At 68.3% G+C, this 13,929-nt stretch carries 11 protein-coding genes; 5 read left to right on the top strand and 6 right to left on the bottom strand.

What is annotated here, in order from left to right; genetic code table 11:
- Nucleotides 1–14 precede the first annotated feature (14 nt).
- Nucleotides 15–1,031, bottom strand: coding sequence for a DNA topoisomerase IB (locus tag FDN03_RS07860; protein ID WP_138175725.1), 1,017 nt, complete (start codon nucleotides 1,029–1,031; stop codon nucleotides 15–17).
- Nucleotides 1,032–1,402: 371 nt separating this feature from the next.
- Here FDN03_RS07860 and FDN03_RS07865 point away from each other — a divergent pair, with 371 nt between their 5' ends.
- Both FDN03_RS07865 and FDN03_RS07870 read left to right on the top strand, forming a co-directional pair.
- Complete coding sequence (locus tag FDN03_RS07865; protein WP_138175727.1) at nucleotides 1,403–2,173, top strand: IclR family transcriptional regulator; 771 nt, start codon at nucleotides 1,403–1,405, stop codon at nucleotides 2,171–2,173.
- Between the two features lie 85 nt (nucleotides 2,174–2,258).
- Entirely contained in the window at nucleotides 2,259–3,674 is a 1,416-nt protein-coding gene (locus FDN03_RS07870; protein WP_138175729.1) for a pyridoxal-dependent decarboxylase, read from the top strand.
- Between the two features lie 71 nt (nucleotides 3,675–3,745).
- On the opposite strand, the gene FDN03_RS07875 is transcribed toward FDN03_RS07870, so the two are convergent.
- Entirely contained in the window at nucleotides 3,746–4,870 is a 1,125-nt protein-coding gene (locus FDN03_RS07875) for a hypothetical protein (RefSeq protein ID WP_138175731.1), read from the bottom strand.
- A gap of 404 nt (nucleotides 4,871–5,274) precedes the next feature.
- On the opposite strand from FDN03_RS07875, the gene FDN03_RS07880 reads away from it, so the two are divergent.
- The 3 genes from FDN03_RS07880 to FDN03_RS07890 all read left to right on the top strand — a co-directional run bounded on the left by FDN03_RS07880 (nucleotide 5,275) and on the right by FDN03_RS07890 (nucleotide 9,498).
- Nucleotides 5,275–6,963, top strand: coding sequence for a long-chain-fatty-acid--CoA ligase (locus tag FDN03_RS07880; RefSeq protein WP_138175733.1), 1,689 nt, complete (start codon nucleotides 5,275–5,277; stop codon nucleotides 6,961–6,963).
- Nucleotides 6,964–7,123: 160 nt separating this feature from the next.
- Nucleotides 7,124–8,164, top strand: a complete 1,041-nt coding sequence (locus FDN03_RS07885) for an MBL fold metallo-hydrolase (RefSeq protein WP_249354426.1) — start codon at nucleotides 7,124–7,126, stop codon at nucleotides 8,162–8,164.
- Nucleotides 8,161–9,498: an MFS transporter gene (locus tag FDN03_RS07890; protein ID WP_138175737.1), complete on the top strand. Its 1,338-nt coding sequence runs from the start codon at nucleotides 8,161–8,163 to the stop codon at nucleotides 9,496–9,498. The genes FDN03_RS07885 and FDN03_RS07890 overlap by 4 nt, the downstream gene beginning before the upstream one ends.
- A gap of 50 nt (nucleotides 9,499–9,548) precedes the next feature.
- Here the strand turns inward: FDN03_RS07890 and FDN03_RS07895 are convergent, their stop codons facing one another.
- The 4 genes from FDN03_RS07895 to FDN03_RS07910 all read right to left on the bottom strand — a co-directional run bounded on the left by FDN03_RS07895 (nucleotide 9,549) and on the right by FDN03_RS07910 (nucleotide 13,915).
- Entirely contained in the window at nucleotides 9,549–10,478 is a 930-nt protein-coding gene (locus FDN03_RS07895) for a LysR substrate-binding domain-containing protein (protein ID WP_138175739.1), read from the bottom strand.
- A 79-nt stretch (nucleotides 10,479–10,557) separates the two neighbouring features.
- Nucleotides 10,558–12,189, bottom strand: a complete 1,632-nt coding sequence (locus tag FDN03_RS07900) for an ABC transporter ATP-binding protein (RefSeq protein ID WP_138175741.1) — start codon at nucleotides 12,187–12,189, stop codon at nucleotides 10,558–10,560.
- The gene (locus tag FDN03_RS07905) at nucleotides 12,186–12,983 is read right to left on the bottom strand and encodes an ABC transporter permease (protein ID WP_138175743.1); all 798 of its coding nucleotides are present in this window, start codon (nucleotides 12,981–12,983) and stop codon (nucleotides 12,186–12,188) included. Before FDN03_RS07905 ends, FDN03_RS07900 begins: the two co-directional genes overlap by 4 nt.
- Nucleotides 12,980–13,915: an ABC transporter permease gene (locus FDN03_RS07910; RefSeq protein WP_249354428.1), complete on the bottom strand. Its 936-nt coding sequence runs from the start codon at nucleotides 13,913–13,915 to the stop codon at nucleotides 12,980–12,982. Before FDN03_RS07910 ends, FDN03_RS07905 begins: the two co-directional genes overlap by 4 nt.
- Nucleotides 13,916–13,929: the final 14 nt, after the last annotated feature.

Raw genomic sequence — 13,929 nt, forward strand, 5'->3', positions numbered from 1 at the left:
TCTGAGGGGGCAATCTATGCGCTGTCTTCTTCCAGCAGCTGCAGCAGGCACTGCTCATCGACGCTCAGGTACTTGCGCGCGCGCCGGCGCTTGCGCTCACCGCGCAGGTCCTCGAGCTTCTCGGGGTCCCCGGCCAGCTTCAGCACCCGGGGGGCGATATAGGCCTTGCGCGCCGTGGACTGGGTGTTGCCCAGCACCGAGGCGGCCTGCTTCACGGCCTCGCGTTCAGCGCGCGTCAGCTCCCGCTGCGGGCTGGCGCCGTCAACCTCGGCGTCCAGCAGGGAGGCGAAGGCCGTCAGCGTTCCGCCCCAGGTGCGAAAGTCCTTCGCCGTGAACTGGCTGCCCATGTTCGTATGCAGGTATTCATTGACATGCTCACTGCGCACCGAACACAGCTGTCCCTCATCATCGGTGAAGCGGAAGACTTCATAGCCGGGCATCTCCCGCAGCTTCTTCACGAAGCGGGCCATCTGCGCGTCCTCGATCGTCACCGTCTGGTGCTGTCCGCTCTTGCCGTTGAAGTCAAAGGTGACGCTGGTTCCCTTGATGCGGGTATGCCGCCGGCGCAGCGTGGTCGCCCCATAGGAGCGATATTGCCGGGCATATTTCGGGGTGCCGATGCGCAGGTACCCCTTGTCCAGCACCTTGATCACGCAGGCGACCACCTTCTCGCGGCTGGTTCCGCGCCGCTCCATGTCCGCCGCCACCTGTTTGCGCAGCGCCGGCAGGGCTTGGCCGAACTCACTGAGCTTGGCGAACTTCTCCTCTTCGCGGCGGCGCCGAAACGAGGGGTGGTAGATCGCCTGACGCCGTCCGGCGTCATCGACCCCGCGGGCCAGCACCTTGGCGCTGGGGGAAGCGGAGATCTGCACGTCATGCCAGGCCGGCGGAATGACCAGGGCCTTGATGCGTTCCAGCTCCTCGGGATCGGTAATTTGCTCCCCGCGCTGCAGATACACGAACTCCCCGCGCCGCAGCTGCCGCGAAATCTGCAGACGACCGCGCCTGCGGCGAACGGAACCACGCGCCACCGTCCCACCTCCTTGCCCCGAGCATTTCGCGCTCAGGCTACCGAATCGGTGCCCGCCGTCCCGCCGCGCCCAGCGAACTACCAGCGGCCGCGGGCCACGGGCGCCAGCGGGTGCCGGCCGGCGGCGGTTCAGGCGCCTTCGCGTCTTGGATAGTGACGCAGTTGCCCGGGCGTGGGGACCGGTGCGGACCGCCGTCTTTGCCGAAGTGGCCACCGCTTTGACCGGCCTGCGCGAGCCGCCGAAAGCCGGGCGAGTACTGTCCAACCGGTGCCGGGCCGCATGGTCCGCCTGATGGGGAACGTGCCGCTTAGCGAAGTCAAGCGGCACGTCACACGACAGCGCCGTGGACGCGGCTCGTCCATAATGTGATCATGACTCCCACTCCCGCAGGCGCCCAAGTGGTCGGACGGCTGGCCGCGGTGCTGCGCACGGTCAGCGGGGCCATGCCGCAGGGCATCACCACGACCGAGGTCGCCCGGCATACCGGGCTGGCGCGCCCCACCGTGCACCGGCTGCTTGGCGCACTGGTGGCAGAGGGGTTCTGCGACCACGACCACCAGGCCGGGCGCTGGCTGCTGGGTCCGGAACTCTACCTGATGGGAGCGGTCGCGGCCGAACGCTACGACATCAGCGACATGGCCCGGGAGCACGTCGCCGCGCTCGCCGAAGCGACCGGGGAAAGCGCCTTTCTCTCCGCACGGCGCGGGGACGAGACCGTGTGCCTGCTGCGCCAGGACGGCGCCTTCCCAATCCGCTCGTTCGTGCTCTACGAGGGCAAACGCTTCCCGCTGGGCGTGGCCTCGGCCGGGATCGCGATCCTGGCCTTCCTGACCGCTCCGGTCGTGGAGCGCTACCTGCAGGCCAATGACTTCACCGAACGCTACGGAGACGCGCACAGCCCGGCCCGGCTGCGCGAGAAGGTCCGCGAAACCCGCAAACTGGGCTACTCGGTCAACCCAGGGCTGATTGTCGAGGGCAGCTGGGGGATGGGAGCCGCCGTCTTTGACGCCTCCGGGTCCCCGGCCTGGGCCCTGAGCGTGACCGGCATTGAATCCCGCTTCACCCCCGAGCGCCGCCCGGAACTGGGGGCATTGCTGCTGCACCACGCCCACGAGCTCTCCCAACAGCTGCGCCGCGGGTAGTTTGAACCGGCATCCGGAATCGGTGCAGCGCAGGTGCGGCCGATACCATGCAGGAAGGCCATCAGGCACGAGGGAAAGAGATTAGATGACACCGGAGGAATTCCGCCGCCAGGCCCACGAACTGGTGGACTTCATTGCCGACTACCGCGCCGGCATCGACCAGCAGCCGGTGATGTCCACCGTCGAACCCGGCCAGGTGGCCGCGCAGCTGCCCGCGCAGGCGCCGGAAGAGGGCGACGGCGGGGCGGGACTGCTAGAGGACGTGCAGCGCATCGTGATGCCCGGGCTCACTCACTGGCAACACCCCAGCTTCTTCGGATTCTTCCCGTCGAACTCGGAGCTGTCCTCGGTGCTCGGGGACATGCTGGGCACCGGGTTGGGAGTGCTCGGCCTGTCCTGGGAATCCAGCCCAGCCCTGTCCGAGATCGAGCAGACCGTAGTGGACTGGACCCGCCAGCTCTTTGGGCTGCCCGAGCAGTTCCGTGGCTCCATCCAGGATTCGGCCTCCAGCAGCACCCTGATCGCGCTGCTGTGCGCGCGGGAACGCGCCACCGATTTCGCCCTGGCCCGCGGCGGCCTGCAGACTGAGGAAGCGCCCCTGGTCGTCTACGCCAGCCGCTATGCCCACAGTTCGGTGGAAAAGGGCGCATTGCTGGCAGGGTTCGGCCGGCAGAACATCCACTGGATCGACACGGACCAGAACCACGCCATGGACCCGGCCGCACTGGCCGCGGCCATCGAGCAGGACCGCGCGGCTGGACGCATCCCCGCTGCCATCGTGGCCGCGACCGGCACCACCACCACGACCGCTGTTGACCCCTTGCGGGAATTGGGAGAGATCGCAGCGCGCCAGGACATCTGGTTCCACGTGGACTCGGCCATGGCCGGCTCGGCGATGATCCTGCCCGAGTACCGCTGGATGTGGGACGGGATCGAGTACGCCGATTCGGTCGTGGTCAACGCCCACAAGTGGCTCGGGGTGGCGTTCGACTGCTCCCTGTACTTCGTGCGCGACCCGCAGCATCTGGAACGCGTCATGGGCACCAACCCCAGCTACCTGCGTTCCGAACGTGATGACCAGGTGACCAATCTGCGCGACTGGGGGATCCCGCTGGGCCGGCGCTTCCGTGCCCTGAAGCTGTGGTTTATGCTGAGCGCCGAAGGGGCCGAGCAGCTGCGCGCCCGGCTGCGCCGCGACCTGGAAAACGCCCAGTGGCTGGCCGAACAGGTCAGCTCCACCCCAGAGTGGAAGCTCGCCGCCCCGGTCAACCTGCAGACCGTGTGCGTGGTGCACGAACCGCAGGGCGCCAGCGCCGAGCAGGTCGATGAGCACACCCAGCACTGGGCCCGGCAACTGAACCTCGCCGGTCGGGCCTATGTTTCCCCCGCCGTGCTGGAGGGCCGCTGGATGGTGCGGGTTTCCATTGGCGCGCTGGGCACGGAGCGCTCCCACGTGGAACAGCTGTGGCGGGACCTGCGGCAGGTGGCCGAAGGAAACTGAGCCGGATGAGACGGCACCCCCGCCGGCCGAGGCCGCGGGGGTGCAGGACCGGTGGGCTTCCCAAGCCAGGTCTAGAGCTTCTCGCGGCGTACCAGGCGGGTGCCGGTCTTCACGAGCATCAGCACCAGCAGCAGCACTCCCACATAGCCATTGATGACGTAGACAATGTTGACCATCTGGCTGAAGGGCAGCACCAGGCCGATCACGGTGCCCAGCGCCGCCAGGGCGATCGTCAGGTACTTGAAGCGCGGGGTGCTGTCGGGGAAGAAGCGGCTGGAAACGGTCCACAGCAGCGGGACCGCGGTGGTGTAGATGCCCGCCAGGATCATCACCGAGATCCCCGAGGCCAGCACCGGGCTGATGTCCCGGGCCAGCACCAGCATTGGGATCTCGGTGCCGCCGACCTTCACGATATTGGCCAGCAGACCCAGCCCAACGATGATGCACGCCACCGAGAAAGCCGCCGCGCCCATTGCGCCTCCGGCGGCGGCCTCCTTCTTGCTGCGGGCGGTCTTGCCCAGTGCGGTCAGGAACGCCGCCAGCCACAGCATGCAGAACCCGACGTAGGACAGCCCGGCCATGAACCAGCTACTCGAGGCCTGGGTCAACTCCAGGCCGGGCAACAGCGCCTGCCCCTCGGAGATCCCCTGCGGGTTGCGCAGGATTCCGGTGATGCCCAACCCAATGGCAATCACCACGATCAGCGGCCCGATCTTGCCAATGACGTCCACCAGTGACTTCAGGCCAAACCAGACGCTGATTCCCACAGCGAGCGCCAGGCCGATGCCGCCGAGGTACTTCGAGAGCCCGTAGTGTTCCTCGAAGACGGCTCCGGCGCCCGAAACCATCACTGTGAAGCTGAGGAAAACGAACACGATGGAGAAGAAGTCGAAGAAGGTGCCCAGGTACCGGCCGCAGTAGTAGTGGAAGATCCGCGAGGGCTTTTCGAACTTCTTGGCTTGCCCGACGACGAAGAACTCGATGACCACGTAGGTCATCAGGGCCAAAACCAGCAGTCCCGTGCCAAAGACGCCCCAATAACCGTATGAGGTGAAGTACTGCAGGATTTCCTGGCCGGTGGCAAAACCCGAGCCGATCAGGAAGGCAATGATGGCACCGGCAAAGGTCGCCAACCGAAGGAAGTTGGTCTTTTCCGTTGTGCCCAACCCGGCGCGGGTCGCGGTTCTATCTGGCATGGGCAATTTTTCCTCCACAGCAGCAAAAGTATGATCGGTGATTAATAAGCAATTGATATATCAGTGTCCTGCATCACACTAGGGTGACCGTGTGACCCAGTCAACAGTTTGAGTGAAGATTTCGCGCCCATGTCGAAGGAACGCAAGGCGCATGGCTGAGCTAGTAGATGCTTCGCGCGGCGGCTCGCTGGAACCCGGTGATGGGATCACGGTTTCCGTGGTGGTGCTGCAAGCCTGTTGGAGTGCGGGGCGATGGTGGACAGCCCGGCGAGCGCGTTTGCTCACAAAGGGGTCGGCCATCCTGGCGCCCGATGCGGTGCGTTGAATGTTGGCGGCTCGTTCAACGAGCTCTGGTTAGGACCGCCAGAATCGCGCGGATCGCGCCAAAGGGGCATGATGGGGACATGCACAACACATCCGCGCATCCGTGGACCAAGAACTACCAGCCCGGGGTGCCCGCCGAGATCGAGCTGCCCACCGAATCGCTGGCCCACATGTTCGCCCGCTCCGTCGCCCAGGCCGGGGACAGCCCGGCTACCGAATTCTTCGGACGGCAGATGAGCTATGCCGAACTCGGCGAACAGGTGGAGCGCGTGGCCGAGGGGCTGCGCCGGCTCGGTGTGACCGCGGGGGAGCGGGTCGCCCTGATCCTTCCCAACTGCCCCCAGCATGTGATCGCATTCTACGCGGTGCTGCGCCTGGGCGCCGTGGTGGTGGAGCACAATCCGCTGTACACCTCCCGCGAACTGCGCCACCAGTTCGAGGACCACCAGGCCCGGGTGGTGATCGCCTGGGACAAGGCGGTGCCGGCCCTGCAGCAATTCCCCGAGGATGTGCAGATCGACACCATCGTCGCGGTCAATCTGCTGCAGGCGTTCCCGGCCACCAAGCGCCTGGCGCTGGGTTTGCCGGTGAAGAAGCTGCGTGAGGCCCGGGCTGGGCTGACCGCACCGGCCCCCGGGACGATGAGCTGGAAGCAGCTGGCCAAGTCCGACCGGCTGAACCCGCGCCACCCGATGCCCGAGGTGGATGACCTGGCGGTTATCCAGTACACCTCCGGCACCACCGGGCACCCCAAGGGCGCCATGCTCAGCCATTACAACCTGTACTCCAATGCGCTGCAGGGAGAGGCGTGGATGCTCGGGGCGGAGGAACGCAAGGAAGTCCTCTACGCGATCCTGCCGATGTTCCATGCCTTTGGGATGACGCTGTACCTGACGTTCGGGATTAAGAAGCAGGGCCTGTTGGTGCTCTTCCCCAAGTTCGAGCCGAAGCTGGTGCTTGATGCCTGGAAGAAGTCCCCGGCCACCGTGTACTGCGCGGTGCCGCCGATCTATGAGCGCACCGCCATGGGGGCGCTGGAGCGCGGCATCTCATTGCGCTCGGCCAAATACTGCATTTCCGGGGCGATGAACCTGCCCGATCACGTGGTCGAGCTGTGGGAGTCGGTCTCCGGCGGACTGTTGGTGGAGGGCTACGGGATGACCGAATCCTCGCCGGTGGCGCTGGGCAATCCCTTCCACCCTTCACGGCGCACCGGGACCATTGGGATCCCCTTCCCTTCCACGGACATGAAGGTGGTCAGCCTCCAGGAGCCGTACGAAGCGGTGGAACCCGGGCAGCCCGGCGAGCTGCTGATCAAGGGGCCGCAGGTGTTCTCCGGCTACTGGAACAACCCGGAGGAGACGGCCAAGGTGCTTACCGCCGAGGGCTGGCTGCACACCGGGGACGTGGTGACGGTGGACGCCGACGGGTTTGCCACGATCGTGGACCGCGCCAAGGAACTGATCATCACCGGCGGTTTCAATGTCTCGCCCACCGAGGTGGAGGCGGCGCTGCGTCAGCATGCGGATGTGGCCGATGCGGCCGCGTTCGGTGAGCCGCTGGCCCGCGGCGGAGAGATGGTGGTCGCCGCGGTGGAGCTGAACGAGGGTGCGCAGCTGGATGAGCAGGCGCTGCGGGAGCACTGCCGCGGACTGTTGGCCGCCTACAAGGTGCCCCGGAAGATCCGGCAGGTGGAGGAGCTGCCGCGCTCCATGCTCGGAAAGATCCTGCGCAAGCAGGTGCGTGAGCAGCTGGGCGGCACCGACTAACGCTTACTTGGCCGGGGCCCGCGGGGCGACCCGCGGGCCCCTCTTTGCACGCTCAAACAGGTAAAACCTATGAATTAGGACGTAAAAAACAGTTTTACGGATGTGATCTATTCCATTCAGTATGGAAGCAATACGCTTCCCGACTGAAAGGACAGGGCCCGTGGCCTCCAACCTCGCACCCCACGTCGTCACCCTGGGCACCGCCGGCGGCCCCCGCTGGTGGACCGGGGCCAACGCCGGCAAACGCGCCGGAATTTCCACCGCCGTGGTGGTCGGCGACGCCGTCTACCTGGTCGATGCCGGTTCCGGGGTGGGCAACCAGCTGATGAAGGCCGGGTTCACCCCCGGGGACCTGCGCGGGATCTTCCTGACCCACCTGCATTCGGATCACACCATCGACCTGGCCTCGCTGGCGATCTTTGGGCTGTTCACCATCCCCGCCGGCAAGCGGCCCATCCAGATCCTGGGCCCTGGGGACCGCGGCGCGCTGCCGCCGGTTTCGCCGCGCGCCCAGGTGGCACCGCAGCCGCTCTACCCGCACAACCCGACTCCGGGCACCGCCGACATGTTCAGCCACCTGATGCAGGCCTACGCCACCGACCTGAACGACCGGGTCATTGATGCGCTGCGCCCCTCGCCGCTGGAGTACTTCCAGGCCAGCGACATCCAGATCCCCGCCCACAGCGGGTACCACCCGAACCAGAACCCAACTCCGGCGGGACTGGAACCGTTTGAGATCTACCGCGATGAACTGGTCGCCGTCACCGCCACCCTGGTCCAGCACCCGCCCATCGCCCCGGCGTTCGCCTTCCGCTTTGACACCGAAGAAGGCTCGGTGACGATTTCCGGGGACACCGCCCCCTGCCAGAACCTGGTCACCCTGGCCCGGGACACGGACCTGCTGCTGCATGAGGCCATTGACTTCGAATGGGTGCAGCGCGCCTACGGTTCGCTGGGCACCGAGGAGGCGGAGGCCTCCATGGACCACCACCGCCGCTCGCACACCTCCGCCGCCCAGGCGATCGCCCTGGCCGAACAGGCCCGGGCCCGCACCCTGGCGCTGCACCACCTGGTGCCCGGCACCACCCCGCTGGAAACCTGGCTCTCCCACGCCCGGGACTTCTCCGGCAGCTTCCTGGTCCCCGATGACCTGCAGGTCATTTCCTTCGCCCGCGCCCTGGCAGAAAAGGCAGTCTCATGAGCAACCTCACCGACCAGCAGCAGGACCGCGAACTGCAGGTCCCGTCGCTGAACTCCCCGCAGATGCGCCGCATCCTGGCCTCCAGCTTCATCGGCAGCGCCATCGAGTTCTATGACTTCATCCTCTATGCCACCGCCGCGTCCCTGGTGTTCAACAAGGTCTTCTTCGTGAACCTGATCCCCGGGGTGGCGTTGTTCGCCTCCTTCGCCACGCTGGCCGTGGGCTACCTGGCCCGGCCGCTGGGCGGCATCGTCTTTGGCCACTTTGGCGACAAGGTGGGACGCAAGGGCGTGCTGATCACCTCCATGGTGATGATGGGCGGGGCCTCGACCATCATCGGGCTGCTGCCGCCCACCGCCCAGGTGGGCATGGTCGCCCCGATTGCGCTGATCCTGCTGCGCATCCTCCAGGGCCTGGCCGTGGGCGGTGAATGGGGCGGGGCAATGCTCATGGCCCTGGAACACGCACCGAAGGAACGGCGCGGCTTCGCCGCCAGCTTCGCGAACATGGGCGGGCCGGCCGGTGCGGTGTTGGCGACCCTGGCGGTCTCCGCGGTGTCGCTGCTGCCCAATGACGTGTTCCTCTCCTGGGGTTGGCGCATCCCGTTCATCCTCTCGGTGCTGCTGGTGGGCATCGGGCTGATCATCCGGCTGAAGGTGGCCGAATCCCCGCTGTTCCTGGCTTTGGAGGACAAGGCGGAGGAAAAGAAGACCCCGATCATGCAGGTGCTCACCCAGTACCCGAAGTCGGTGCTGCGCGGCACCCTGGTGGGGATGAGCTCCTACACCGTGCAGGGGCTGATGACCGTCTGGGCGATCTCCTACGTGGTGGAGGACATGGGGATGGACCGCACCGCGGTGCTGAACATCAAGGCCGTCGGCGCCACGCTGACCGTGGTTGGCATCTGGTTCGCGGCCCGCTATTCGGACAAGCTGGGCCGCCGCCCGGTGATGCTGGTGGGCATTGCCGCCGGGGCGCTGGCGGCGCTGCCGATCATGTGGCTGCTGCAGCTCGGTGCGCTGTGGGCATTCGCCATCGCCCTGTTTGTGGCCAACGGGCTGATCCAGGCGTTCATCTTTGGCCCGTTCGGGGCGTTCACCGCCGAACTGTTCCCCACCCGGATCCGCTACACCGGCGCCTCCCTGGTCTACCAGCTTTCCTCCACGGTCGGCGCCGGGTTCACCCCGATGATCGTGGCCGCCCTGGTGCTGCTTGGCGGCGGGTCGCTGTGGCTGGTGGGCATCGTGTGGGCCGCGACGTTCGTGATCGCCGCACTGGCGATGCGCAACGTCAAGGAAGGCAAGGACGCGGACCTGATGGCCGAACAGATGTAGGAGCGCACACGGCCGAACGCGACTGCACCGGGGGCGTCCGGGAGCTTTTCCTAGGAAGAGCCCCGGGCGTCCCCGGCGTCGCGTTCGGCGCCCACCTGTTCGCAGAAGTCCAGGAAGGCGCGCAGCCGCAGGCTGGGGCGCTCGGAGGCGGTGTAGGCGACGCAGATGTCGCTGACCCCCACCGGGCCTTCGATCTCCAGCACCGCCAGCGGCAGCCCGTCATAGCTGACGTTCACCGGCGGGCGCTGCACCAGCACCGTGTAGCCCAGACCGCGGGCGACCATGCCGCGCACCGCCTCGAAGCTCTGCGAACTCCAACGCACCTTCGGATCCAGGCCGGACATGCGCAGGTTCACCAGCTGGTTATCACGCACCGTGGGCAGGTCCAGGCCCACGAAATCCTCCTCGGCCAGTTCGCTGAGCCGCACCGAGGAGCGGGCGGCCAACCGGTGGTTGGCGGCGACCAGAACATAGGGCCGGCCGGACATCACGGTGCGGTGGTGCACCTGGGGCAGCAGGTGGCGGGTGTGGGTGAGCACCACATCCAGGTGCCCCTTGAGCATCTGCTGCTGCAGCTCCGCCCCGTCCCCCTCCACCAGGGTGACGCTCAGGCCCGGGTTCGGCTTGGTGAACTTTTCACAGATCACCGGGATCCAGAAGGCCGCCAGCGAGGAATAACAGCCGATGACCAGGGGGCCGGCCAGGGTGGTTTGGCGTTCAATGATCTGCCCCTGCACCTCCTCGGCGTGGCGCATCAGTTCGCGCGCATCATGCAGGAACACGGTGCCCACCGCCGTCAGCTCCACCCCGCGGGCGCGGCGGCGCACCAGCAGCTGGGCGCCGACCGCGCGTTCCAGATCATCCATCGCCTGGGACATGGCCGCCTGGGAGATGTGGCTGGCGGTTGCGGCCGCGGAAATGGAACCGGCCTCGGCCACCGCCAGGAAGTAGTGCAGCTGGCGCAGGGTGTAGTTGATCACCTGGCCAGTTTAGCCAGCGCCCGGGCACCGGCGGGCACCGTGTCCCCGCCGGGAAGAGGCAGGCGCAATGGCCCTCTGGCTAGCGCAGCCGCGGCACCGCGGAGAGCAGGCGCTGGGTGTACGGGTGCTGCGGATTGGCGAACACCTCGGCGGTGGGTCCGCTCTCCACGAACCGGCCCTGGTACATCACCGCCACCTGATCGCTCATGTGCTCGATCACCGACAGGTCATGGCTGATGAACAGGTAACTGGTCCCGGTCTGGACCTGCAGTTCATCCAGCAGGTCCAGCACCGTGGCCTGGATGGAAACGTCCAGCGCGGAGACCGGTTCGTCCAGCACCAGCACCGCGGGCCTGGGGGCCAGGGCCCGGGCAATCGCCAGGCGCTGGCGCTGGCCTCCGGAGAGCTGTGTGGGGTAGCGGGCGGCCAGCTGCTCGTCCAGCTGCACCTGGCGCAGCAGTGCGTGGACCTGATCGCGCACCGGGCCCAGGCGCCGGCTGCGCCCGGAGGTGAGCGCATCGGCCAGCAGCGCCCCGACCGTGTAGCGCGGGTCGAAGGAGCCCAGCGGGTTCTGGTAGATCGCGCCCATGGCCCGGCGCAGCGGGCGGCGTTCGGCTTCCCGGGCGGGCACGAACCCGCGCCCCAGCAGCCGCACCGTGCCGGCGTCCGGGCGCTGCAGGCCCAGCACCATGCGCGCGGTGGTGGTCTTGCCGCTGCCCGATTCGCCCACGATCCCCAGGGTGGCCCCGCGCGGCAGCGTGAAACTGACGTCATCCACCGCCAGTTGGCCGTCGAAGGCCTTGGACAGCCCGCTGACCTGCAGCGCCGGTTCCGGCCGGGACTCGGTCTGCGCGGTGGCGCCCGGTGCCGGCTGCGGCGCCGGGCGTGGGGTGCTGGCCGCCAGCGGGGTGAAGCGCGGCACCCCGGAGGGGACGGCGCGCAACAGGGTCTGGGTGTACTCGTGGCGCGGGGCGCCCAGCAGTTCTTCGGCAGGACCGCTTTCCACGATCTTCCCGCCGCGCATCACCGCGATCCGGTCCGCGACCTGCGCCACCTGGGCCAGGTCGTGGCTGATCATCAGCACCGCCCGGCCCTGCGCCTTCAGCTCACGCAGCTGGCGCAGCACCAGGGCGGTCAGCCCCGCATCCAGGGCCGTGGTCGCCTCGTCGGCGATCACCACCTGCGGGTCCCCGATCAGCGCCTGGGCGATCAGTGCGCGCTGGCGCATGCCGCCGGACAGTTCCCCGCTGCGCTGGGCGGCGCGGCGGGCCGGGTCATCCATGCCCACCGCCTGCAGCATCTGCAGCATCCGGGCGCGGCGTTCGGCGCGCCGCGTTCCACGCAGCGCGTCGGAGATTTCCCGGCCCACCGGGCGCAGCGGGTCCAGTGCGGAGAGCGCGTCCTGCAGCACCATGCCGATCTGCGCCCCGCGCACGGTCCGCCAGCCGTTTTCACCCAGCCTCAGCCCGTCCTGGTCGAGCACCCGCAGCCGGTCGGCGGTGACGGTTCCGCCGCTGAGCCCCAGCAGGCTGCGGGCGGTCACCGACTTGCCTGACCCGGATTCGCCCACCAGCGCCAGGCACTGCCCGGCGTGCAGGGTGAAGCTGACCCCGTCCACCGCGCGCTGCGCGCCAAAGCGCACCGCCAGCTGCTCGACTTCGATCAGCGGCGCAGCGCCGGGGTTTTCCCGCTTCGTGGTGCTTGCCCTCATGCCGCGTTCACCTTTCCGCCCAGTGCCCGGCCGATCATCGTTGCCCCGGCGGCCACCACGACGATGGCCAGGCCCGGGAAGAAGCTCAACCACCAGGCCAGGTGCAGGTAGGTGCGCCCGGCGGCGAGCATCGCACCCCATTCGGGGGCCGGCGGGGGAGTGCCCAGCCCCAGGAAGGACAGTGCCGAGGCCCAGATGACCGCCTGGCCCACCCCCAGGGTGATCAGCGCCAGCAGCGGGCGCAGGGCGTTGGGCAGCAGGTGGTTGCGCACCTTGGCCAGGGTGCCGCGGCCCAGCACGGTGGCGGCCTCCAGCATTTCCGAGGCCTTCAGGGTGCGGATCTGGCTGCGCACCAGCCGGGCGTAGCCCGGCGCGGTGGACAGGCCCACCGCGACGATCGCCGGACCGACCCCGGGGCCGGTGAACGCGATGATCAGCAGCGCCATCAGCAGCGAGGGAATCGCGTACAGCGCCTCCAGCACCCGCAGGATCGCCTCGTCCAGCCAGCGCGGGGACAGGGCGGCGGCGGTGCCCAGCAGCACCGCGATGCCCATGCCCAGGGCGGTGGCCGCCACCCCGATGAACAGCGAGTCCCGGGCGCCGTGCACGATCCGGGTGAGCACATCGCGCCCGGATTCGTCGGTGCCCATCACGTGGTGCAGGTTCGGGGCCTGGAACGCCTCGGCCGGGTTCACCGCCAGCGGGTCGCCCGGGGCCAGCCACTGCGGGAAGAGCGCGAGCACCACCAGCAGCACCAGGAACACCCCGATCCCGAGCTTCGCCAGCCGGCTCATGCCCGGACCCCGGCCGGGTTGATCAGCCGTTCCACGGCCTCGGTCACGGCCATCACCACCATGTAGCTGGCGGCGGAGAACAAGGCGATGCCGGTGACCATGGGGATGTCGCGGGAGAGCACCGCGGAGAGCAGCGCCCGGCCCAGCCCCGGGCGGGCGAACACGGCCTCGACCACCACGGCCCCGGAGAGCAGGGAGGAAAACGCCCAGCCGGTCAGGCTCAGCGCCGGCAGCGCTGCGTGGCGCAGCCCGTGGCGCCAGAACAGCTGCAATCGGCTGGCCCCGCGGGCGCGGGCGGCCAGCGCGAACTGGCTGGAAAACGCGGAGGCCAGCGAATCGCGCATCAGCTGGGTGAGGAACCCGGCCAGCGGCAGGGCCAGGGTCAGCACCGGCAGCAGCAGCCCGGCCGCGCTGCCGTTGTCCACCGCCGGCAGCCAGCCCAGCATCGTGGAGAACACCATGATCAGCACCGCGCCGAGCCAGAAGTGCGGCACCGCGGCGGCCACGATCTCCACCGTGTTGCCCAGCAGTTCGCCGAACCGGTTGGCGCGCAGCGACAGCGCGGCGAACACCAGCGCCAGCACCCAGGCCAGCACCAGTCCCAGCAGCGCCAGCACCAGGGTGGAGGGCAGCACCTCGCCCATGACCGTGAGCACCGGGTCCTTCAGGGAATAGGAGGTGCCAAAGTCCAGGCGCACCAGCTTGCCCAGGAACATCAGGTACTGCGCCGGCAACGGCAGATCCAGCCCGTACTCGGCGCGGGCCGCGGCCAGCGCCTCGGCCGAGGCCTGGGAGCCGGGACCGCCCATGATCGCCTCGGCCGGATCCCCGGGGATCAGCCGGATGCCCAGGAAGATGGCGGTGGCCACCAGCCACAGCACCACCAGCGCCCCGCCCAGCCGTCGGCCCAGCCACCGCAGCGTACCCATCATCGGTTGCCCGCTGG

Origin of the sequence: Glutamicibacter sp. V16R2B1 (assembly GCF_005774635.1) — a bacterium.
In the GTDB taxonomy this organism is placed as follows: Bacteria; Actinomycetota; Actinomycetes; order Actinomycetales; family Micrococcaceae; genus Glutamicibacter; species Glutamicibacter creatinolyticus.